This is a genomic window from Johnsonella ignava ATCC 51276 (genome assembly GCF_000235445.1).
Taxonomy (GTDB): domain Bacteria; phylum Bacillota; class Clostridia; order Lachnospirales; family Lachnospiraceae; genus Johnsonella; species Johnsonella ignava.
Map to the genome: position 1 here is coordinate 189,778 of NZ_JH378833.1, position 21,568 is coordinate 211,345.

At 37.2% G+C, this 21,568-nt stretch carries 19 protein-coding genes, 2 tRNA genes, 1 rRNA gene, 2 riboswitches and 1 other annotated feature; of the genes, 6 read left to right on the top strand and 16 right to left on the bottom strand.

Features of this window, described 5'->3' with window-relative positions; genetic code table 11:
* The first annotated feature begins 2 nt into the window (after positions 1-2).
* Together HMPREF9333_RS08035 and HMPREF9333_RS08040 are read left to right on the top strand one after the other, a co-directional pair.
* Positions 3-2,348 carry an efflux RND transporter permease subunit gene (locus tag HMPREF9333_RS08035; RefSeq protein WP_169311765.1) on the top strand — a complete coding sequence of 782 codons (2,346 nt, stop codon included), beginning with the start codon at positions 3-5 and terminating at the stop codon, positions 2,346-2,348.
* On the top strand, positions 2,323-5,607 hold the full coding sequence (locus HMPREF9333_RS08040; RefSeq protein WP_040882613.1) for a coiled-coil domain-containing protein: 3,285 nt from the start codon (positions 2,323-2,325) through the stop codon (positions 5,605-5,607). Before HMPREF9333_RS08035 ends, HMPREF9333_RS08040 begins: the two co-directional genes overlap by 26 nt.
* Positions 5,608-5,746: 139 nt before the next feature.
* Here the strand turns inward: HMPREF9333_RS08040 and HMPREF9333_RS08045 are convergent, their stop codons facing one another.
* The 6 genes from HMPREF9333_RS08045 to HMPREF9333_RS08070 form a co-directional block, all read right to left on the bottom strand.
* On the bottom strand, positions 5,747-6,868 hold the full coding sequence (locus HMPREF9333_RS08045) for an ABC transporter substrate-binding protein (protein ID WP_005541281.1): 1,122 nt from the start codon (positions 6,866-6,868) through the stop codon (positions 5,747-5,749).
* Positions 6,869-6,929: 61 nt separating this feature from the next.
* Positions 6,930-7,697 carry an ABC transporter permease gene (locus HMPREF9333_RS08050; RefSeq protein WP_005541283.1) on the bottom strand — a complete coding sequence of 256 codons (768 nt, stop codon included), beginning with the start codon at positions 7,695-7,697 and terminating at the stop codon, positions 6,930-6,932.
* 3 nt (positions 7,698-7,700) lie between these two features.
* Positions 7,701-8,465 (bottom strand): ABC transporter ATP-binding protein, encoded by a 765-nt coding sequence (locus HMPREF9333_RS08055; protein WP_005541286.1) that lies wholly within the window; start codon positions 8,463-8,465, stop codon positions 7,701-7,703.
* Positions 8,458-9,126, bottom strand: a complete 669-nt coding sequence (tenA, locus tag HMPREF9333_RS08060) for a thiaminase II (RefSeq protein ID WP_005541287.1) — start codon at positions 9,124-9,126, stop codon at positions 8,458-8,460. The genes HMPREF9333_RS08055 and tenA overlap by 8 nt, the downstream gene beginning before the upstream one ends.
* 79 nt (positions 9,127-9,205) lie before the next feature.
* Positions 9,206-9,314: riboswitch (TPP riboswitch) on the bottom strand.
* A gap of 112 nt (positions 9,315-9,426) precedes the next feature.
* Entirely contained in the window at positions 9,427-10,710 is a 1,284-nt protein-coding gene (locus HMPREF9333_RS08065) for a bifunctional folylpolyglutamate synthase/dihydrofolate synthase (RefSeq protein ID WP_005541289.1), read from the bottom strand.
* A complete protein-coding gene (locus HMPREF9333_RS08070; protein WP_005541290.1) occupies positions 10,707-11,348 on the bottom strand; it encodes a folate family ECF transporter S component in 642 nt (213 codons plus the stop codon). The genes HMPREF9333_RS08065 and HMPREF9333_RS08070 overlap by 4 nt, the downstream gene beginning before the upstream one ends.
* 69 nt (positions 11,349-11,417) lie before the next feature.
* Positions 11,418-11,533: riboswitch (THF riboswitch) on the bottom strand.
* A gap of 730 nt (positions 11,534-12,263) precedes the next feature.
* On the opposite strand from HMPREF9333_RS08070, the gene nuoE reads away from it, so the two are divergent.
* From nuoE to HMPREF9333_RS08085, 3 genes are read left to right on the top strand one after another with little or no spacing between them, the layout of a single operon-like run.
* Entirely contained in the window at positions 12,264-12,752 is a 489-nt protein-coding gene (gene nuoE, locus HMPREF9333_RS08075; RefSeq protein WP_005541291.1) for an NADH-quinone oxidoreductase subunit NuoE, read from the top strand.
* Positions 12,749-14,383, top strand: coding sequence for an NADH-ubiquinone oxidoreductase-F iron-sulfur binding region domain-containing protein (locus HMPREF9333_RS08080; protein ID WP_005541292.1), 1,635 nt, complete (start codon positions 12,749-12,751; stop codon positions 14,381-14,383). Before nuoE ends, HMPREF9333_RS08080 begins: the two co-directional genes overlap by 4 nt.
* Positions 14,384-14,395: 12 nt before the next feature.
* Entirely contained in the window at positions 14,396-16,132 is a 1,737-nt protein-coding gene (locus HMPREF9333_RS08085) for an NADH-dependent [FeFe] hydrogenase, group A6 (protein ID WP_005541293.1), read from the top strand.
* A gap of 103 nt (positions 16,133-16,235) precedes the next feature.
* Here HMPREF9333_RS08085 and rplL read toward each other — a convergent pair whose 3' ends face one another.
* The 7 genes from rplL to rpmG form a co-directional block, all read right to left on the bottom strand.
* Positions 16,236-16,616 carry a 50S ribosomal protein L7/L12 gene (gene rplL, locus HMPREF9333_RS08090; RefSeq protein WP_005541295.1) on the bottom strand — a complete coding sequence of 127 codons (381 nt, stop codon included), beginning with the start codon at positions 16,614-16,616 and terminating at the stop codon, positions 16,236-16,238.
* 92 nt (positions 16,617-16,708) lie between these two features.
* Positions 16,709-17,200, bottom strand: coding sequence for a 50S ribosomal protein L10 (gene rplJ / locus HMPREF9333_RS08095; RefSeq protein ID WP_005541296.1), 492 nt, complete (start codon positions 17,198-17,200; stop codon positions 16,709-16,711).
* Between the two features lie 49 nt (positions 17,201-17,249).
* Positions 17,250-17,389, bottom strand: a sequence feature (ribosomal protein L10 leader region).
* A gap of 48 nt (positions 17,390-17,437) precedes the next feature.
* On the bottom strand, positions 17,438-18,133 hold the full coding sequence (gene rplA, locus HMPREF9333_RS08100; protein WP_005541297.1) for a 50S ribosomal protein L1: 696 nt from the start codon (positions 18,131-18,133) through the stop codon (positions 17,438-17,440).
* 18 nt (positions 18,134-18,151) lie between these two features.
* Positions 18,152-18,577, bottom strand: a complete 426-nt coding sequence (gene rplK, locus HMPREF9333_RS08105) for a 50S ribosomal protein L11 (RefSeq protein WP_005541298.1) — start codon at positions 18,575-18,577, stop codon at positions 18,152-18,154.
* Positions 18,578-18,732: 155 nt separating this feature from the next.
* Positions 18,733-19,269 carry a transcription termination/antitermination protein NusG gene (gene nusG / locus HMPREF9333_RS08110; protein WP_005541299.1) on the bottom strand — a complete coding sequence of 179 codons (537 nt, stop codon included), beginning with the start codon at positions 19,267-19,269 and terminating at the stop codon, positions 18,733-18,735.
* A gap of 13 nt (positions 19,270-19,282) precedes the next feature.
* Positions 19,283-19,486 carry a preprotein translocase subunit SecE gene (gene secE / locus HMPREF9333_RS08115; protein ID WP_005541300.1) on the bottom strand — a complete coding sequence of 68 codons (204 nt, stop codon included), beginning with the start codon at positions 19,484-19,486 and terminating at the stop codon, positions 19,283-19,285.
* Positions 19,487-19,498: 12 nt separating this feature from the next.
* The gene (gene rpmG / locus HMPREF9333_RS08120; RefSeq protein ID WP_276981283.1) at positions 19,499-19,663 is read right to left on the bottom strand and encodes a 50S ribosomal protein L33; all 165 of its coding nucleotides are present in this window, start codon (positions 19,661-19,663) and stop codon (positions 19,499-19,501) included.
* 434 nt (positions 19,664-20,097) lie between these two features.
* Here rpmG and HMPREF9333_RS08125 point away from each other — a divergent pair, with 434 nt between their 5' ends.
* Positions 20,098-20,631, top strand: a complete 534-nt coding sequence (locus HMPREF9333_RS08125) for a hypothetical protein (protein ID WP_005541302.1) — start codon at positions 20,098-20,100, stop codon at positions 20,629-20,631.
* A gap of 364 nt (positions 20,632-20,995) precedes the next feature.
* On the opposite strand, the gene HMPREF9333_RS08130 is transcribed toward HMPREF9333_RS08125, so the two are convergent.
* The 3 genes from HMPREF9333_RS08130 to HMPREF9333_RS08140 all read right to left on the bottom strand — a co-directional run.
* Positions 20,996-21,066, bottom strand: a tRNA-Cys gene (locus HMPREF9333_RS08130).
* Positions 21,067-21,095: 29 nt separating this feature from the next.
* A tRNA-Asn gene (locus tag HMPREF9333_RS08135) sits at positions 21,096-21,168 on the bottom strand.
* 60 nt (positions 21,169-21,228) lie between these two features.
* Positions 21,229-21,568, bottom strand: a 23S ribosomal RNA gene (locus tag HMPREF9333_RS08140); the annotation flags it as partial.

Here is a 21,568-nt window from a genome sequence, read left to right on the forward strand (position 1 = left end):
TTATGAATAATACAAAAAATAACGCTGCAGATACATTTATGATGAAGCTTGCCTCATTTATAGTTAATAAAAGGGCTGCTTTTTTAGTTTTTTTTACAATTGCATGTATATACTGCATTACCTGTATTTCAAAAGTAGAGATTATAAACGAACTTACAGAATATCTGCCTGAGAGTGCACAGACAAAACAGGGCATTGATATTATGGACAGTGAATTTACTACACTTGGCAGTGCAAAAATACTTGTAGCCAATATCACATATGAAAAAGCTTTATTGCTCTCTAAAGAAATCAAAAATATAGACGGCATCTCATCCGTTAAATTTTATGACAGAGACGATAAGGACTATGATAAAAAGGAAATAAGTGATTATTACAAAGATGCATCAGCACTTTTTACACTGACATTTGATGAAGCTGAAGATACTCCGCTTTCCCAAAAAGCGATAGCCTCTGTCAGAAAACTTCTATCAGACTATGATGCATATGTCTACACAACAGTTGACAAAGATGATGCTGCAAGTTTAAAAAATGACATGAAGCTTATATTGGTACTTGTAGCATTTATTATACTGATGGTACTTTTATTTACTTCAAATACCTATATGGAGATACTTATATTTCTTATAGTATTTGTAGTATCTGCAATACTTAATATAGGTACAAATTTTATATTTAAAAATGTATCATTTGTAACCAATGCAGTTGCAACCGTACTTCAGCTTGCCATGTCAATAGATTATGCAATTATCTATTTCCACAGATTTACCGAAGAAAGGCAGCACCTTGACAGCACACATGCAGCCAAGCTGGCACTTAGCAAAGCTATAATTGAAATATCGTCAAGCAGCCTTACAACTATATCAGGTATGCTTGCACTTATGCTTATGCAGTTTCGCATAGGCATGGACATGGGGCGTGTACTTACAAAAGCAATAGTTCTCAGTATGCTTACCGTCTTTTTACTTATGCCTGCACTTATAATACTGTTTTCAAAAGCAATAGATAAAACACGACATAAAAGCTTTGTACCGTCAATCAAACTATGGGGAAAGCTTGTAGTAAATACAAGATTTATAGTGCTTCCGATATTTGCGGCAGCACTTATAGGAGGATATATATTTTCATCAAGAGTTTCATATATATATGATGTTAATTCAATTAAATCCGAGAAAAAAACTGAATATATAAAATCAAAGGAACGCATAGACAAAACCTTTAAAAATTCCAATGTAATGGCAGTAATAGTACCTAAAGAAGACTATTCAAAGGAAGCACAGCTTATAAAATCCCTTGAGGAAAATATACCTGAGATAGAATCCGTTACAGGTATGTCAAATATAAAGGTTGGAGCCAATGAGGAATATACTCTTGTTGACAGCCTTAATCCTCGTGAATTTGCTGAAATCGCAGATATGGATTTAGATCAAATGAAACTTTTATTTAAGTTTTATGTTGCTGAAAACGGTCAATACGGAGCACTGCTTAAAAATATAGATGACTACCGAATACCTATAATCTCCCTTATAGATTTTATACATGAACAGAAAGAAAAACGTGCATTTGAACTTAGTGATGATATCTCAAAAGATATAGATAAAATATATAATGATGTAAGTGATGCAAGAAAACAGCTTGAGGGAGAAAAATATTCAAGGATTATATTCCTGCTTAATACGCCTGTTGAGGGTACTGAAAGCTTCGCCTCTGCCGACCGTGTTAAAGAGACAGTTTCAAAATATTATAATGAAAGCTATGTTGTAGGCGATGTTACAAGTAATGAGGAATTAAGCACTTCATTTAAAACTGACAATGTTAAAATAAGTATACTTACAGCACTTTTTGTCGGTATGGTACTTTTATTTACATTCCAGTCAGCAGGACTTCCGTTCATGCTTATACTTACAATACAGGGAAGTATATGGATAAATTTCTCTATCCCCTACCTTTCAGGCTCAAACCTGTTTTTCTTAAGCTATCTTATAGTAAGTGCCATACAGATGGGTGCCACCATAGATTATGCCATAGTTATAACAGGGCGTTACCTTGAACTTAGGAAAACCATGCCCGATAAAAAAGAGGCTGCCATAGAAGCGCTTAATCAGGGATTTCCTACTATAATAACATCAGGAACCATTATGGTGTGTTCCGGATTTTTAATAGGGAAGATAACCTCAAATGCCACAATAGCTTCTCTTGGAAAGACCCTCGGCATGGGAGCTATGATTTCAATAATACTTGTAATGAGTGTACTTCCTCAAATACTTATAGTATTTGATAAACTTATAGATCTCTCCCATTTTGTGAAAGGAGGAAAAACAGATGAAGATTTTGAAACTCAGGAATAAATATACAGATTTTATTTTTAAAAAATCCTCTAAGACTCAATATGATATTTTAGACGGCTCTAAGAATTTCATGATAAAAAAACGTATAGCAATCAGAAAAATCGCTTCAATACTTACAGCAGCGGCAATTATATTTAAAACAGCCTTTTTACCGGTTTTATCATATGCAGCCGCTGACTTTAAGACGGATACTTCTGTAAACCTAAAGCCTTTTAGTATCATACATGGTGTATATGCCGGTACCTTTCGCAATAACTTATCAGTATATAATACTTATGCGGATATAAATTTAATGACTGATGAGGCAGGTACAATACATATAAAAAATGAAGATGAATTTTTACTGTTTGCATCATTATGCAGCAGTGATGAATTTTCCGAAGGGCGACAATTTGCGCTTGAAGCGGATCTTGATTTTACACAAATCAGCTTTAAATCAGTACCTGTATTTGCAGGAAATTTTGAGGGAAACAGCCATACCATAAAAGGTATATTCATGCAGATATCAGGTGAATCAAACGGAGTATTCAGGTATAATGAAGTTTCGGGGATTATAAAAAACCTGAATATAGGAGGCGATTTATCACTTGATTCAGCACCTGATACTAAAAAAAGCGGCGGAATATGTGGTATAAATAAAGGACGCATAGAGAACTGTACTTTTAGCGGAAGTATATCATCACTTGAGGATGTAGGCGGAATATGTGGTATAAACGAAACAGGGGCGGTTATAGAAGCCTGCATAAATTACTCAGCCGTAAACGGCAATAAACGTATAGGCGGCATATGCGGATATAATAACGGCAATATAATCTCCTCACTAAATAAAGGAAATATAAATACTTCAGACCGGGATATGGCTGAAGATGATAAAAATTTTAATCCGGAGAATATAAAAGAAGCCGCAGATATAGAAAAAATCCAGGACGGCGGCGGCATAGCAGGCTATTCAGGCGGAAATATAATTTTATGTATAAATGAAGGAAATGTAGGATACAGACATAAAGGCTATAATGTAGGCGGTATAGCAGGCAGACATTCAGGTATAATCACAGAATGTATAAACAGGGGTACTATCACAGGCCGCAAGGATACCGGAGGCATAACAGGTCAGTTTGAACCCTATCTTAATATAGTTTATAACCGTGATACATTTGACAATGTTGAAGATGAACTTGATGAGATCTCAAGGCTTGAGCGTTCATTGTCGGAAAATATAGAAAGCACTGCCGATAACTCGGCACAGCATATGGACAATGCAAGAGATATAATTAATAATATTAAAACATCAGGGCGTTCAAATAAAACCGAATTAAAAAACGATAGAGATTCATTCAGACAAGACCTGAATCAAAAGCTGGATTTAGTAGATTCACTTGCCGATACCATTGATTCAGATATCGAAAATTCGCCTATGAGAGATAGCTTTTATCCTATAAGAGATGATATAAATGATTTAAAATCAAATATAGATAAATTAAAATCAGGGGAATGGGATAATGAAAATAATAATATAATAAGCAGAATTATAAATCTTAAAAAGCTCATAGAAAATATAAACCAGACAGCCGATAACCTTTCAGATGATACCAACAGGCTTTTAAATGAAGGTGTTGATAATACATTAAATAATGTTGATACGCTTAAGGAAAATATAAGAAAACTCTATGAAGAGTTTAAGGGTATAAGTGATCTGTCCTCTGCTTATATAAATAAGCTTAATGATACCCTTGATAATGCCGACAAAGATATATCAGCCGATGTTGACAGACTTTCATCCGAGCTTGACTCTTTATCAAAAGATGTAAAATCAAAAAAAGAAAATATAAGATCTGATAAAAGAAATATTGAAAACAGTATTGACAATATACAAGACAGTATAAAGAATGAAAAAGAAAATACACGCTCAGAGCCTGATAGTAAAAAAGACAACAATCTTTTGCTCTTTAGTGATGCATCTGATGATTTGTCCTCCTATGAGGGAAATGGCATGATTAAATGCTGTGAAAATACGGGAAATATAATTTCAGACTACCAGGGAGGGGGCATAGCAGGAAATATAGGAATAGATATAGCAGCAGACCCTGAATATGATATAGACACACAGGGCAGCAAAAGCTTTAATATAACAAGAAATGCATATGCAGTACTGAGTCTGTGTAAAAATCTCGGTAATATAAAAGTGAAAAATGACTATGCAGGCGGCATAGTAGGAAAAGCAGGTATAGGTTTAATTAAAGACTCACAAAACTACGGCGATGTGGCATCTGCTGACGGAAGCTATGCAGGCGGTATAGCCGGAAGCAGCCAAGGCTCTATAAGCGCAAGCTGGAGCATGGGAGAAGTCGATGCAAAAAGCTATATAGGAGGTATAGCAGGTTTGGGAAATACTTTAAAGGATAATTATGCCATGGCGTTTATAAAAAATACCGACTCTGAATTTACAGGCAGTATAGCCGGCTATATAAAAGAAGATGCAGACATGTCAGGCAATATATATGTTAATTCAGGCATAGGTGCCGTTGATAGAATTACAAGAAAAAAACAGGCAAGAGGGATTGACTATTATAGCTTTATATCCGGGGAAAATGTACCTGAAAATTTCAAGCACCTTAAAGTTGTATTTGAAACCGATGATATACTGCTTAAAACACTGGAATTAGATTACGGAAATTCAGTAGATATATCAGCCTATCCTGAGGTACCTGAAAAAGACGGTTACTATTATATGTGGGAATATGCAGACCTTTCAAATATAACACAGAATAAAAGAGTAAAAGCATACTATCTGCCATGGAAAACAACCATAGCGTCCTCAGATGACGAAAGACCGCTGCTTCTTGCAGAAGGTAATTTTCTGCCTGAAGCAAGACTTGTAATAAATAACGGTATTAATAATGACAGTATTTCCGAAAAAAATAAAACAAAGATAGCAACACCTGAAGGTTTTAAGCTGAAAGCTGCCTATTCACTTAATATAGAAAACGCTCCTACAAACGCCAATTATATATATCACCTTTATGTTAAAGGAGCTGATGCCGGGTATAGAATAGGAATCATAAATACTGACAGCAAAAAATATACGGTTTCACTGCTTGAAAGCAGCACTGACGGCAATTATATATTATTTAATGCAGGTGCAAATGCACAAATTGCGGTTTTAAAAAAGGATTATGTAAAACCGGCAGCACTTATTTTTGCTTTCGTTTTAATAGCAGCCGGTACAGCCGCATATATTATAATTAAAAAAAAGGCTTAATTAAAAGGAAAGTTAATTAAATTTTATGCTCCCCGACATGTTCAAACACCGGGGAGCATAATTTAGTCTGTCTTAAATTAAATTATAAAATTAAATTATAAAATCAAGTTATATAATTGATTTATATAAATTAATTTATCTAATTAAGTTCTTCCATTATCTCCTCTGCCTTAAAGTCTTCATTTATTACTCCGCTTTCCTTCATCCACTTAATGGCACTTTCCCATTCATCTTTATTCTGTGAAAGAAATTTTGCCTTATCCGTTTCCATCATAGGAAGAAGTACATTTAGACTTTTATCCTCAACAGATTTTGAAAGCGGGAAATTTTCATCATTTTGGTTATCTATTATAAGGTTAACAGCTTCATCAGGATTATTTTTTACATCTTCAAAACCTTTTTTACAGGCTCTTATAAAACGTGTATATTTATCTTTATTTTTTTGAAGATTATTTTCGCTTGTTACCATTATAAGACCGTAAAATTCAGGCACTCCGAATTCTGAAGGCTTTATGTAACCTACATCAAAACCGTTGTCTTCAAGCTGCGGGATTTCATGGTTGAGCACACATCCATAGGTTGCATCGACCTGTTTTGTAGTCATGGAACTCATAAGATCAAAACCGACATCAACCATTTCCACATCATTCATTGTAAGGTTGGCAGATTTTAATATTTGTTTCATAATGGCATCAGTTGAACCTGTGCTTGAATATCCTATGGTTTTTCCTTTAAAATCCGCAGGCGATTTTATACCCGTTTCATTTAAATATGTTATAACAGCATTCGGTTTTTGAAGTACCGCACCTATAACCTTTACAGGTATATTTTCATTAGCCTTTGCTATTATAGCATCTTCCTGATAATAAAGCCCTATATCCGCCTTTCCTGCAGCAGTCATTGTAATTGGATCCGAGGCATTTGACGGGAATATAATATTAATCTTAAGCCCCTCATCGGCAAAATATCCCTTACTCTGAGCTTCATACAAAAATGCATGTACTGCATTCGGATACCAGTCAAGTACTATATCGATATTCTCCTCTTTATCCTTAGATTTATCCTGTGAACTTACGCCGCTTTTTTCCGGGTCTGCATTTGAATTTGAACCCTTTTCCGAGTCCGAGATACTTCCCTGCGAAGATGCGGCACCTGAATTTTCACCACAACCCGAAAGCAAAAATACCAAGAGCGACATGGCACTTACGGTAAGTATAAAACCCGTATATGCCTTTATAGTTTTTGCAAAATTTTTAATCATATTACTTTACTCCTTTAATAGTTAGTCTTTATATACGCATTATTATGCGAATTTTTATTTTTTAATTTTCTCCTCTCCAGCGCACCGCTTTTTTTTCTATTAAAGCCGCTATGCCTGCCATAATCATAGCCATTGCTGACAGAATAACTATGGGAGCAAATACACCGGCACCGTCAAGCTGAGTCATCATACGTCTTGAAAAATATCCCAGACCGCTTTTTGCACCAAGCCACTCCCCTATGGCGGCACCTATTACACTCATAGGTATTGCCATCTTTATAGCAGAAAAAAAGTATGGAAGTGCACATGGTATTTTAATTTTTAAAAAAATATCCATCTTTCCGGCACCATAAGTTTTAAGAAGCTCCGACATGCCTGTATTTGCCGAACGAAATCCGTCATATACAGTTATTGCAATAGGGAAGAATGTTATAAGCACAGTTACAAGTACCTTGCTCCATATACCGTATCCGAACCACAATACAAAAAGAGGTGCTATCGCAGTTGTAGGTATGGTCTGTGATATAACTACTATCGGATAAAACATATTTTTGATTATACTGCTTAAATCCATTGAAATTGCAAGTGCAAGCCCTAAAACAAGGGATATGGCAAGACCTATAAGCGTAACCTTAAGTGTCGCCGGAAAATGCACTTTAAAGAGCGGCGTCCTAAGCTCCCAGATTTTTTTTAAAATCTGGACAGGGGAAGGTATTATATAAGCGGCATTAAGGTTCATAGCCGCCGCCTGCCACAGCATAAGCAGCACCAGTATAAATACTGCCGGCAGCAGTGAGGCACTTATATTATTTTTTATTTTAACTCTCATATACTATACCTTCTGCTGCCTCCTTAAAATATTTATAAGTTCATTTTTAAGTTCTATTATTTCAGGCTTGTCAAGTATTTGCCTGCTTCTTGGACGTCCTGCCGGCACAATTATCTCTTTAAGACTTTTTATAGGAGTTTCTTCAACTACAAATATACCAGAGGACAGAAAAAGTGCTTCATCTACATCATGTGTTATAAACAGTATTGTTTTATGATGTTTTTCCCACTGTTCTAAAAGCCACTCCTGCATTGAAATTCTTGTAAGAAAATCAAGTGCCGAAAAAGGCTCATCAAGCAGCAAAAGTTCATTGCCTGTAAGCATGGTCCTTGCAAATGCCGCCCTCTGTCTCATACCGCCTGAAAGCTCATCAGGCATTTTGTTATAACAATCCTCCAATCCCACATCCTTTAGAGCTTTACATGCAAGCTCCCGCCTTTTTGTTTTAGAGCAGTTTTTTAACGCTTTATTCACTTCAAGAGGAAGCATAACATTGTCTCCTACACTCCTCCACGGAAAAAGCATATCCTTTTGAGGCATATAACCGCATCTCATCTTTAATGTCGAGGCATCTTTACCGTCTATAAATATCGCCCCCTTCTGCGGCCTTAAAAGTCCGTTTATAAGCCTAAACACAGTGCTTTTTCCACATCCGCTAACTCCAAGTATGCAGTTGAAAGAGCCTCGTTTTACTGAAAATGAAAGTCCGTCTGCAGTATCATATTCATCACCCGGGTATCTGTAAGATATATCCCTAAGTTCAAGCATTGTCAGGCTCTCCCTCCCATGCCATATTCCAAAATTCAAGTTCATATTTACTGCAGTTTACAAATATAGTTTCAAGTCTTTTATACTCAGCTTCACTTATATTTTCAGTCAGCCTGTTCATCAGATTCATTAGCATAATATTATTTGACTGAAACACTTCGCCTGCATAGCCGTCTATCCATTGTCCGAAAAATTCATGTTCAGTATTTTTTTTGTCTTCGGCAAGATACTTTCCTATCTTTGCATAGCTCCATGAGCATGCAAGTATAGCTGCCGTTATATCGGCAATACCGCCTCTTTCACTCTCTGCAAGCATATAGCTTGTATATGATATATTGTTAAGTGCCGGTTTAACATTTAATATATCCCTTTCGCTTATTCCTATTCGTGCCATATAGGATTTATGTATTTCCATTTCTTCATTCAGTATATCATCTATACTTTTTGAAAATATCCTAAGAATTTCATGATCATGTGCCTTTGTAACACCAAATGCAAAAACTTTTGCATATTCAAAAAGGTAGAGATAGTCCTGAAGCATGAAATACCTGAATTTAGATATCTCAAGACTTCCATCTCCCATTCCCTTTATAAAAGGGTGTGAATAATACTGCTCCCATATATGGCATGCCGCATTATAAAATCTGTCAGTTGTATTCATAAAAATCCCCTCCTTCCACTTCTTTAAATTTAATTAGATATAAAAAAACCGGACATACCTAGGGGTTACTCGGCATATCCGGAATTAGCTTACAAATCCCTACGTTGGCATTACCCAAATCAGGTTATAAAGGTCGAAGTTTGATTACTCCCTCTCAGCCTGCTTTACAAGCTCCCTTATAGAATGATTTAATGTTCTTTTATTTGTTCTTTTTATTTATGCAATTATTTTAACATATCTGTTTTGACATGTCAATTTTTTATACATCTTGTTGTGCATTTGGCAGAATAAAATTTATTTTTATAAATTCTGCACAGCCAGCTCAAACTGATGCTTTATCTCACCTGCCGAATATAAAGAGCCTGTGGCACATATTATATCATCACTTACTGCTGTGGAAATCATATATCTCACGGCATCCGATATCGCATAAAAAGCGGCAGTCTTTATATCACATATATTTTTTATAATTCCAATCATCTCATCCGCATTACATGCTCTTTCTGACGGAGGAGTTATTACCGCAATTTCACAGGCATAATTCTTTATATCGTTTATAATTTCATTTATATTTTTATCGGATAAAATCCCAAGTATAAACCTTATCTTTTTTCCCGGAAAATACACTTTAAAGCTTTTTAGTGTTTCTCTAACTCCGGCAGGATTATGTGAGCCGTCTATTATAAAGTATGGATCTTTTGATAAAAATTCAAATCTTGCATGCCATCTGACATTTAAAAGACCTTTTTTTATAATATCGTCCGTAATTTTAAATCCTTTTTGTGCCAGTACATTAAGTGCATCTATAGCCAGTGCGGCATTTCCCGGCTGATAAAGACCTAAAAGCTGCAGCTTTATACCCTTTATACCTTTATAATCAAATTCAGTAAAGTTAATACCGGTTTTTAAATTTTCTATCTCATCAGGTCTGCTTATATGCAGCATGCAGCCCCTTTGAGTGCATATATCTTTAAAAAGCTGCATTACCCGACTATTTCTGCCGTCTATAACAACATCCGTTTTTTCTTTTATAATTCCTGCCTTTTCAGCCGCTATCTCCTCTATTGTATCTCCCAATTCATTGACATGGTCCATATCAATAGTAGTTATAACCTCGGCTTCAGGCATACTTATAACATTTGTCGAGTCAAGCCTGCCGCCAAGCCCGGTCTCAAGAACCACTATATCGCAGCCACTATTATAAAAATACTCAAATGCCGCTGCTGTAAGTATTTCAAACTGGCTTGCCTCCTCACCCATTTTTAAAGCAGCCTCTCTGACTCCTGTTATAAGCTCTGCAAATACATCATCCTCTATATCTGCACCGTCCACATTAAATCTCTCATTTATCTTAACAAGATGCGGAGAAGTATAAAGACCGGTTTTATAACCTGCCTCATAAAGCACCCTTGCTATACAGGCAGCTACGGAGCCTTTGCCGTTAGTACCTGCTATATGTACAAACTTAAGCCTGTTTTGAGGGTTTTTCATAATATTAAGCAACTCAAAGGTTCTTGACAGCCCAAGTTTAGAACCTACCTTAGCTACTTCATCAAGCCAGGCCAGTGTCTTGGCATATGTCATCTGATCTCGCCCTTCAATACGATTTTTCTAAATGCGGAATTTGACAGAAGTGCAAATAATACAGAAGCTTCTACAAACGGTACTATACTATATACAATTATCCTTGCAGGCAGTATTGCCATAAGTGTCTTGCCATATAACACTGAAAGCCAGTATGTAGTCCATATCATCTTTGCTATTATATTTACACAAAATGTAAGTGCCGCTATACTTATAAATCCCGGTTTTTTTAATATCCGGCTTCTTGCCAATCCTGCCACAAATCCCATAAACATAGGGGAGAGCATAAGCACAAGATCAAATCCCTGTCCTCGCAGCAAAGCTCCTGCAAAATCGGCAACACCGCCCACTATAAGCCCTGATATAGGACCGAACATAAGCCCTGCCAGCATTATAGGTATATTTCCGAACTCTATCCTTACTGTGGGCATAGGATAAATCACAAAAAATCTTGTAAGAATTATGCTTATAGCCGCAAGCATTGATAAAACGGTAATCTTTTTTACCGTCAAGCCTTCTTCATAAAACATCGTTCTGTCTACAACAGATTTTTTATCTATTGTAATTGCTTCGGCTTTTTTAATTTCATGTGAATTATCCGGATTATTTGATTCTTTAAATTTACCTTCCTCAAACATAAAAAAAGACCTCCTCATATTTCACGTGCTACATATGGATATGTCGGCTGTCTTTTTAATCCCTTATGCAGCAGCGGGATAGAAAACCAAATCGCACACCATAGTAAAAAGTCGCTACCCGGTGCTTTCGTCCTTTCGACAACTCCCCGTCAAAAGGCACTTTTCGCTTAGCTTTCTGCTCTGCTAATAAATAACTATAAAGTTTTAAATTGCTGCTTATACTGTATATATAGACATACAGCACAGGCATACACTCTTCATTATTTAATTGCCGACTAGAATCATATCATACTAATCTTTTCAATGCAAGATATAAATAAAATGATATCAGATTTGATATCACTTTTGATATCCGATTTAAATCAAAACTATAGAATACTAAATTTATAAAATCATACTATTATTGTATGAATTACATTATAGTTATTTTTTTTAGCAGTATTTTATTGAATTTTTAAAAATTTTGCTTCCCGTCTATATATTTTTTCTCTAAAATTTTGTATAATTTATTATATGATACAAGTGTCAAAAGTATAAAAATTCAATGCAAGCTTGCTTGCAATAGAATTTATTATCTTTTGACACACAAAAAATATGAGTAAGTAGCCATTTTTTGTGAAAAAATGAGCGAATTACGAATATTTTCTGTAGGGATTGCGAGAAGCGAAGCTGTAGCAATCCTGTATCAATAGGTGTCAAATACTTTTGACACCTACGTCATTATATAGGAACGGTGATATCCTGATTAACCGGTATGGCAAAAATAATAGGTATAAATCACGCTCAGTTTATACAGGCTTATATACTAACTGATAAATGTATGCTGTATTTAGAAATATTAATCAGATAGCAGTCCTATATAAAATGACCATCTATATGGTTGGTAAAACAAAATATTAAGATGGAGGGAAATTTATGTGCAATAACAAAGTAAAAGATGATTTTACTGAACTTAAGCATATCATTGATGAAACCGGACATGAGGAATCGGCACTTATAAGTATTCTTCATAAAACGCAGGAATATTACGGCTATATACCACGACAGGCACAGGGCTTTATAGCCCATGAGCTTAAAATTCCGGCTTCAAAGGTTTATGGAGTAGTATCGTTTTATTCCTATTTTGTAGAAAAGCCAAAGGGCAAATACCAGATAAGTGTATGTCTCGGAACAGCCTGTTATGTTAAAGGAGCGGCGGATGTCCTTAAAAGGCTTGAAAGTGAACTTGGCATAAAATTCGGTGAAACCACGCCAGATCTTAAATTTTCAATAGCACAGACAAGATGCCTCGGAGACTGCAGCAACGCCCCCGTGCTTATGATAAATGATAAGCTTTACAGTAAAGTATCACCTGATGAAATACCTCTTATACTTGAAAGCTACAAAGAGGAGGTATCATCATGACAAGCAGCTCACTTAAATACAGTAAAGATAATACTGATAAAAGGCTTGATTATAATTCATTAAGGCAGTTAAAGGAAGAAGCCTATAAAAACTTAAAAAAACGTGTACTTAAAGATGATGCCATAGGTATAAATGAGAACGGAACATTTTATCTTAAAGGAGATTATTATGAAAAACAGCTGCGTATCGCCCTTCGAAACTGCGGTATAATAGACCCCGGCAATATAGAAGATTCGATAGCAACAGACGGCTATAAAGCACTTGCGGATCTTCTTGAAAATAATGTAAGCGGTCAGCAGATAGTGGATGACATGACTCGTGCCAACTTAAGAGGCAGGGGCGGTGCAGGCTTTAATGCAGGGCGTAAATGGGCTGAGGCATTATCACATGAAGCTCCGCATAAATATATAGTATGTAATGCCGATGAGGGAGACCCCGGAGCTTTTATGGACAGAAGTATACTTGAACTTGATCCTCACAGCGTACTTGAAGGAATGGCTATTGCCGGATATGCAATAGGTGCAGATAAAGGCTTTATATATGTACGTGCGGAGTATCCTCTTGCCGTAAGAAACTTAAAAATTGCTATAAACCAGGCAATGGAGAAGGGACTTTTAGGTGATAACATACTTGGAAGTAATTTTTCATTTTCAATTGAATTAAGACTCGGTGCCGGTGCCTTTGTATGCGGTGAAGCGACTGCACTTATAGAATCCATAGAGGGGCATAGGGGTATGCCCAGAAATAAAATCTTCAGAACGGCACATAAAGGACTTTTCCAGATGCCCACAGTGCTTAATAATGTTGAAACTCTTGCTAATGTACATATGATAATGCTTAACGGAGTTGATTGGTTCCGCTCCATAGGTACAAAAGACTCTCCCGGCACTAAGGTATTTTCAGTAGTCGGAAAGGTTTTAAATGCAGGTCTTGTTGAGGTTCCTATGGGAACACCGCTAACCTCTATTATATATGATATATCAGGCGGAATTAAAAATAATAAAAAACTTAAAGCGGTACAAACAGGAGGTCCTTCAGGAGGCTGTATACCGGCTTCACTTGTAGAAAGTACAACCGTTGACTTTGAATGCCTTGAAAGCTTAGGCTCTATCATGGGTTCAGGCGGTATGGTTGTAATGGATGAAGACGACTGTATGGTGGATATAGCACGTTTCTTTATGGAATTTACAGTTGAAGAGTCATGTGGCAAATGTACACCATGCCGTGTAGGAAATAAACGTATACTTGAAACCTTAGACAGGATAACACAAGGTCAGGGAAGTGAAAAGGATCTTCCGTATCTAAAGGAACTTTCCGAAGTCATACGAGACACTTCATTATGCGGACTCGGACAGGCAGCCACAAATCCCGTACTTTCAACACTGCGTTATTTTGAAAATGAGTATATATCACATGTTAAAAATAAACGCTGTATGGCGAAAGTATGCCGCAACCTCCTTATATACTTTGTAGGTGAAGGCTGTATAGGATGCGGTCTGTGTAAAATCAACTGCCCTGTTAAGTGTATAGAGGGAGAACGTAAAATACGTCATATAATTGATCCCGAAAAATGTATAAAATGCGGAACCTGCATGGAAAAATGCCCCGTACATGCAATCACATTGAGTTAAAGGAGGTTTATGATGATTGATTTTACAATTAACGGAATAGAGGCATCTGTTGAAGAAGGTACTACAATACTTGATGCCGCAAAAAAATATAATATACACATACCTACGCTCTGCCATCTTAAACTCCATGATCTTAATGTGGAAAATGCATCCGCTTCATGCCGTGTATGTATGGTTGAAGAAGAAGGAAAAAACAAAATGATTGCAGCCTGCTCAACAAGAGTAAAAAAGGGTATGAGGATACGCACTGACAGTATAAGAGCTATAAGAACACGAAGGATGATGATAGAGCTGCTTCTTTCAGATCACCCGAAAGACTGCCTTATATGCCCTAAAAACGGTAAATGCGAACTCCAGAATCTTGCAGCCGATGCAGGTATACGTTCACTCCGATGTGAGGGTGAAAGGAGAGTATGTACAATAGATGATGATTCATTTTCAATCATAAGGGATATGAATAAATGTATATTATGCAAACGCTGTGAAACTATGTGCAATGAAGTTCAGACTGTAGGTGTACTTACAGATGTCGGCAGAGGTTTTCATACAGTGGTAGGAACCGTATTTGACAGACCTATGCACAGTACAACCTGTACTTTTTGCGGACAGTGCATAGCAGTATGCCCGACAGGTGCTCTTACTGAGGTTGATAATACCGCTGATGTCTGGGATGCCATATCCTCGGATAAAACTGTCATAGTACAGACTGCACCGGCAGTAAGAGTAGCACTTGGAGAGGAATTCGGCATGGAACCGGGAACCGTGGTTACAGGAAAAATGGTTACAGCACTTAAGAACATGGGCTTTGATTATGTCTATGATACAAATTTCGCTGCTGATGTTACTATAGTTGAAGAAGCTTCGGAATTTGCCGACAGGTTTAAAAACGGAGGCAGACTGCCTATACTTACAAGTTGCTGTCCGTCATGGATTAAATTTGTAGAACATAATTTTAAAGAGCTTATAGATATACCGTCATCATGCAAATCTCCTCATGAAATGTTCGGCTCTCTTGCTAAAAGCTATCTTGCCGAAAAACTTGGCAAAAAGCCTGAGGATATAGTCGTAGTTTCAGTAATGCCCTGTGTGGCTAAAAAATACGAAGCACAAAGACCTGAGCTTGGAAACTCCGGAAATTCCGATGTTGATATAGTTATATCAACAAGGGAGCTCGCAAGAATGATTGTTGATTCAACACAGGATTTTGTAAATCTTCCTGACAGCAGTTTTGACCGTTTTATGGGGCAATCAACCGGTGCCGGAACTATATTCGGCTCAACCGGCGGCGTGGCTGAAGCAACCTTGCGCACAGCCTATGAATTTCTAACCGGCGAAGAACTTAAAGAGGTTAATTTTACCGCTCTGCGTGGATTTGAAAAAATTAAAGAAACAACCGTCAACATAGGGGGAACTCAAATTAATGTAGCAGTAGCAAGCGGTCTTGGGAATGCAAGAAAGCTTTTAAATGATGTACGGGACGGCATAAAACAGTACCACATAATTGAGATTATGGCATGCCCCGGAGGCTGTATAGACGGAGGAGGACAGCCATATATGCATGGCAACACGGAAATTCTAACAAAACGCATGAATTCAATTTATAATATTGACAATAAAAAGCATATACGTCAGTCTCATAAGAATCCTGAAGTTTTGCAGCTTTATAATGAATATCTCGGTGAATTTTACGGAGAGAAAGCTCATAAACTCTTACATACTCATTTTTATGCCGATCGCAGCGAAATTTAGTATGCTGACAGCATTTACAACATTCAGCAAATAAATTAAAAAGCCCGCAGACATATATAACTATATGCCTGCGGGTTATTTTAACTAACATAAAATACAAAAATTACTTAAGTGTAACCTTTGCTCCTACTTCTTCAAGCTGCTTCTTAAGTCCTTCAGCCTCTTCCTTTGAAACTCCGCTCTTAACCGCCTTAGGTGCACCGTCAACAAGATCCTTCGCTTCCTTAAGTCCAAGACCTGTAGCCTCACGAACAACCTTTATAACCTTAACTTTCTGCTCACCTACTTCAGTAAGTTCAACATCAAATTCGGTCTGCTCCTCAGCTGCGGCAGCCCCTGCTCCTGCACCTGCTGCAGCTACTACAACTCCTGCTGCTGCAGATACTCCGAATTCTTCTTCACAGGCTTTTACAAGCTCATTTAACTCTAAAACAGATAATTCCTTAATTGCCTCGATAAACTCGGCAGTTGTTAATTTTGCCATCTTTCTTCCTCCATATTTATTAGCAATTTAATATTATAATTTAAAATAAATTAATCGGATACTCTTTCTATCTATAAACTCTTTATCCGATTTTACTGTGCTTCCTGCTTCTTTGCAATCTGGTCAAGAACTCTTGCAAAGTTTGAAACAGGAGACTGCATACTTCCTAAAAGTCTTCCAAGAAGTTCTTCTCTTGAAGGTATTTCAGCTATTGCCTTTATACCCTGTGCATCATAAAGCGTTCCCTCTACAATGCCTGATTTTAATTCAAGCTTAGGGGCAGTCTTTGCAAAGTTCTGAAGCACTCTTGCGGGTGCAGTTGCATCGGTTTTTGATACAGCAAGTGCGGTAGGCCCTTCAAGATAAGGATCAAGCACCTCAAACTCAGTACCTTTTGCAGCAAGATGAATCATAGTGTTTTTATATACCTTATAGGTAACACCGGCTTCTCTCAGCTGCTTGCGAAGTCTGGTATCTTCCTCAACTGTAAGCCCACGGTAGTCAACTACAACAGCAGACTGTGAATCCTTGAGAAGCTGCTCAATTTCCTGAACCACCGGCTGCTTTAACTCAACTTTTGCCATATTGTCCTCCTTTACATATATAGTTTTCAGTATCAACCAACATATATGGAAGCTTATACAAAAAGCTCCTCTGCCTTTAAAGCATAAGGAGCATAATATCATTGCAGCGATTATACTTCCTCGGCAGGCGGTCTTTACACTTATGCCCCGTGAGGCACCTGCTGTCTTAGGCAGTCAATACCTTTATTTATAACTGTTTTATTTTACAGTTATTTTTAATTTAATTTACATGGCTTTTTATGCCATAAGTTTTGCAGTGTTTAATTTAATACCGGGACCCATAGTTGAAGTGATTGTTACACTCTTAAGATAAGCTCCCTTTACTGCACTCGGCTTAGCCTTTATTATAGCATCAATTACAGCTCTGAAATTTTCCTTAAGCTGTTCCTGCTCAAAAGATGCCTTTCCAAGCGGTACATGTACTATATTTGTCTTATCAAGGCGGTACTCAACCTTACCTGCTTTAATATCTTCAATAGCCTTTGCAACATCCATAGTTACAGTTCCTGCTTTAGGGTTCGGCATAAGTCCCTTAGGTCCAAGTATTTTTCCAAGACGACCTACAACACCCATCATATCGGGAGTTGCAACTACAACATCAAAATCAAGCCAACCCTCATTCTGTATCTTAGGCACAAGCTCATCACCGCCTACAAAATCAGCACCTGCCGCATTAGCTTCATCAAGCTTTGCACCTTTTGCAAATACAAGTATACGAACTTTTTTTCCTGTACCGTGAGGAAGCACTACTGCACCTCTTATCTGCTGCTCCGCATGCCTGCCGTCGCAGCCGGTTCTTATATGAAGTTCTATAGTCTCATCAAATTTTGCAGTAGCTGTCTTTTTTACCAGTCCGATAGCCTCTTCAGTATCATAAAGTGTTGCACGGTCCACTAATTTAGCAGCTTCATTATATTTTTTACCATGTTTCATCTTCTTAAACCTCCTAAATTAGTCCTCAACCGTTATACCCATGGAACGGGCTGTACCTGCCACCATACTCATAGCGGCTTCAATACTTGCCGCATTCAGATCAGGCATTTTGGTCTCAGCTATCTTTTGTAAATCAGCTTTGCTGATTTTTGCAACCTTTGTTTTATTCGGAGTACCCGAACCTGAACTTAGTTTGCATGCTTTCTTAAGCAGCACTGCTGCCGGCGGTGTTTTTGTTATAAATGTAAAGCTTCTATCAGCATATACTGTTATAACTACCGGGATTATAAGATCTCCCTGATCTGCTGTCCTAGCATTAAACTGCTTTGTAAACTCAACTATGTTTACACCGTGCTGTCCGAGAGCCGGTCCTACCGGCGGAGCAGGTGTAGCCTTGCCTGCAGGAATCTGCAGTTTTATAAAACCTGTTACTTTTTTTGCCATAATGGCACCTCCTTGTGGTATCCTGCGGGAATTTCCCTCCCACGCCCTTTACGGGATTTTGTTTATATAAAATCATGCGGCTTATAATAGATATTTATATCCGCATATATTTTTTGCTAATAATCAATATCTGTCTTTTTGCTATTATATAATATCTATATCCGTCTTATCTCAGAAAATCCAAGTTCAACCTTTGTGGAACGTCCAAACATGTCAACATTGATTGCAACTGTCTTTTTGGCATCATTTATTTCAGTTATGATACCTGCTGTTCCTTTCCATGCCCCGCCTATAACGGTAACACTGTCTCCCGGCGAAAAATCAATCAAAAGTCTTTCCTGTTTGCTGTCTGAGGAAACCGATCCGAATCCAAGATTTTCTATCTCGCCCGGTGTAAGCGGAACCGCCTTGCTTCCCGGACCTACAAATCCGGTAACACCTCTGGTATTTCTTACTACATACCAAGTCTCATCATTCATTACCATATGAACAAGAACATATCCCGGAAAAAGCTTTTTATCAGCAAGTTTTTCGACCCCATTTTTCAGCTCGATCACTGACTGCATAGGAACACGAACCTCAAGTATCTGATCCTGAAGCCCACGATTTTCTATATTCTTTTCAATATTTAACTTTACTTTATTTTCATAGCCCGAATATGTATGGGCTACATACCATTGCGCCTTTGACATTCATTCACCCAGTCTACTTAAATATAAGTCCAAATCCAAACTTAAAGCCGAAGTCAAGCAGAGCAATAATACAACCGAGTATCAGGGATACCACGGTTACTGCAACCGCCTGCTTTGCCAGTGTATCTTTATCAGGCCATATTATACGTTTATACTCCGCTTTAAGACCCTTTGTAAAGCTTACCTTGGATTCCTGATCCTTATTTTTATCAGCCATTACATACCTCTCTTATTTTGTTTCTTTATGAGCAGTATGAGTCCTGCAGAATCTGCAGTACTTCTTTATCTCCATACGGTCAGGATGTGTTTTTTTATCCTTTGTCGTATTGTAATTACGCTGTTTGCATTCAGTGCATGCCAAAGTGATCCTTGTACGCATGTCTTCCACCTCCATCCATATTTCTCGTAATCAGCAGCGCTTAACACTGTTCTGTCATATCAATGAGGTACAAAAAAAAAGACCTCACCGCCTTCTGCCACTGAGTAACTATAACACATAGTAAAGATTGAGTCAATCATTTTATAAATTTTATGAAAAATACAAAACTGTTAAAATATTAAAATTTTTATATTTTTTACATTTATTTTCTTGTAACATTATTCCGAATATATTATAATATCTATTACTACAGGATATACCTGTGTTTTATATATCTGTATGATAAGCTGACTTAAAATGAATAAAGCTTTATAACACTTACATTCTTATATACTGCTTATAAAGCTGGTTGTAAGTCAATTTAATACAAGTAAAGTATCTACATGATACCAGTTATATCAAAGCATATGTCGGTATAGATTTTGTATGGATTTTGGGGGTAGGATTTTATGAGACAAATTGGAAATTATGACTATGATTACAATACTGATTATTCCCAGGAAGGGCTGATCGGAAAGATTAAATCAATATTTTTCAGCCGTATTTTGCTTGGTTTTATTATAAGTATAGCAAGCCTTTTAAGTATGTACTACAAGGAAAATGCCGGTGATGTTTTTAAGATGTATATCTGTATCTTGACAGGCTTTCTGATTTACTTTATATTTGCAGTTAAGGATGTCAGAGCAAGACTTACTGACAGTGGACTTTCAGATGTAAGGCTGGCACTCGGTATACTTGGACTTTTATCAGGGGCTTTATGGTTTGCTTTTGAACATCCTTTTTTTATATTTATATGTAAAACTGTGGCAATTGTAGTCCTTCCTGTTGATTATGTATATGGCTTTTTTATCAAACGATTTTCATGGCGCAAAGTCAGTACCTTAAAAGCTGCATTTATAGTTATACAAGCTTTGCTTGTCATTGCTATTGTATTATTCGGAGCACTTCAGTTGTTCAGAGAACTTTCAATAATAAAGTTATAATTTTATTATTAAAGCTTACAGCTGTAATTAAATATTACAGTTGAAAGTTATAGTTTATAGTCAGTCAGTAAAAAGACGGTATCACCACTACGACATTATACTTACTATATGTCTTAGAGTACCGTCTTTTTATATTTGTGTTTGCTTATGAAACTTAAAAACCTGTACAACTTATTAAATTTATTAAATAATCTTCTATTATATCTCTATTCTTATGGTACAACTGGTTTTAGAACTCTTTTATTATTGTAAAATACCGTAAAAAAAGCATAAAAAATGCCGTAAAAAAGACAGAGTCTGATATGGTATAAAAGAGAAAAAATAAAGAAAAAAATAAACCCAAGAAAAATCAAGGGTTTTTAAGAGGCGACAACCAGATTTGAACTGGTGATCAGGGTGTTGCAGACCCATGCCTTTCCACTTGGCTATGTCGCCATATTATTATACATATATTAGTCTTAAAGCTCCCTGAGTAGGACTCGAACCTACGACACTGCGGTTAACAGCCGCATGCTCTACCGACTGAGCTATCAAGGAATAGTTTTATCCCCGTACCCTCAAAACCGCATATCAGACAAAATCCACATGCTCCAGCCTCTGGTTAAACCCTCGACCTATTAGTAACGCCTGGCTTAGTACATTGCTGCACTTACACCTGCGTCCTATCAACCTCGTAGTCTTCAAGGGGTCTTAACGCTTACGCGCGGGAGGTCTCATCTTAGGGGGGGCTTCACGCTTAGATGCTTTCAGCGTTTATCCCTTCCCGACTTGGCTTCCCTGCCATGGGGTTGCTCCCCAACAGGCATACCAGCGGTCGGTCCGTCCCGGTCCTCTCGTACTAGGAACGGCTCCCCTCAAACTTCCTGCGCCCACGCCGGATAGGGACCGAACTGTCTCACGACGTTCTGAACCCAGCTCGCGTACCGCTTTAATGGGC

Coding starts and splice junctions, on each gene's coding strand:
- HMPREF9333_RS08035 (WP_169311765.1), top strand. CDS start 3: ATGAATAATACAAAAAATAACGCTGCAGATACATTTATGATGAAGCTT.
- HMPREF9333_RS08040 (WP_040882613.1), top strand. CDS start 2,323: ATGAAGATTTTGAAACTCAGGAATAAATATACAGATTTTATTTTTAAA.
- HMPREF9333_RS08045 (WP_005541281.1), bottom strand. CDS start 6,868: ATGATTAAAAATTTTGCAAAAACTATAAAGGCATATACGGGTTTTATA.
- HMPREF9333_RS08050 (WP_005541283.1), bottom strand. CDS start 7,697: ATGAGAGTTAAAATAAAAAATAATATAAGTGCCTCACTGCTGCCGGCA.
- HMPREF9333_RS08055 (WP_005541286.1), bottom strand. CDS start 8,465: ATGCTTGAACTTAGGGATATATCTTACAGATACCCGGGTGATGAATAT.
- tenA (WP_005541287.1), bottom strand. CDS start 9,126: ATGAATACAACTGACAGATTTTATAATGCGGCATGCCATATATGGGAG.
- HMPREF9333_RS08065 (WP_005541289.1), bottom strand. CDS start 10,710: ATGACATATGCCAAGACACTGGCCTGGCTTGATGAAGTAGCTAAGGTA.
- HMPREF9333_RS08070 (WP_005541290.1), bottom strand. CDS start 11,348: ATGTTTGAGGAAGGTAAATTTAAAGAATCAAATAATCCGGATAATTCA.
- nuoE (WP_005541291.1), top strand. CDS start 12,264: ATGTGCAATAACAAAGTAAAAGATGATTTTACTGAACTTAAGCATATC.
- HMPREF9333_RS08080 (WP_005541292.1), top strand. CDS start 12,749: ATGACAAGCAGCTCACTTAAATACAGTAAAGATAATACTGATAAAAGG.
- HMPREF9333_RS08085 (WP_005541293.1), top strand. CDS start 14,396: ATGATTGATTTTACAATTAACGGAATAGAGGCATCTGTTGAAGAAGGT.
- rplL (WP_005541295.1), bottom strand. CDS start 16,616: ATGGCAAAATTAACAACTGCCGAGTTTATCGAGGCAATTAAGGAATTA.
- rplJ (WP_005541296.1), bottom strand. CDS start 17,200: ATGGCAAAAGTTGAGTTAAAGCAGCCGGTGGTTCAGGAAATTGAGCAG.
- rplA (WP_005541297.1), bottom strand. CDS start 18,133: ATGAAACATGGTAAAAAATATAATGAAGCTGCTAAATTAGTGGACCGT.
- rplK (WP_005541298.1), bottom strand. CDS start 18,577: ATGGCAAAAAAAGTAACAGGTTTTATAAAACTGCAGATTCCTGCAGGC.
- nusG (WP_005541299.1), bottom strand. CDS start 19,269: ATGTCAAAGGCGCAATGGTATGTAGCCCATACATATTCGGGCTATGAA.
- secE (WP_005541300.1), bottom strand. CDS start 19,486: ATGGCTGATAAAAATAAGGATCAGGAATCCAAGGTAAGCTTTACAAAG.
- rpmG (WP_276981283.1), bottom strand. CDS start 19,663: ATGGAGGTGGAAGACATGCGTACAAGGATCACTTTGGCATGCACTGAA.
- HMPREF9333_RS08125 (WP_005541302.1), top strand. CDS start 20,098: ATGAGACAAATTGGAAATTATGACTATGATTACAATACTGATTATTCC.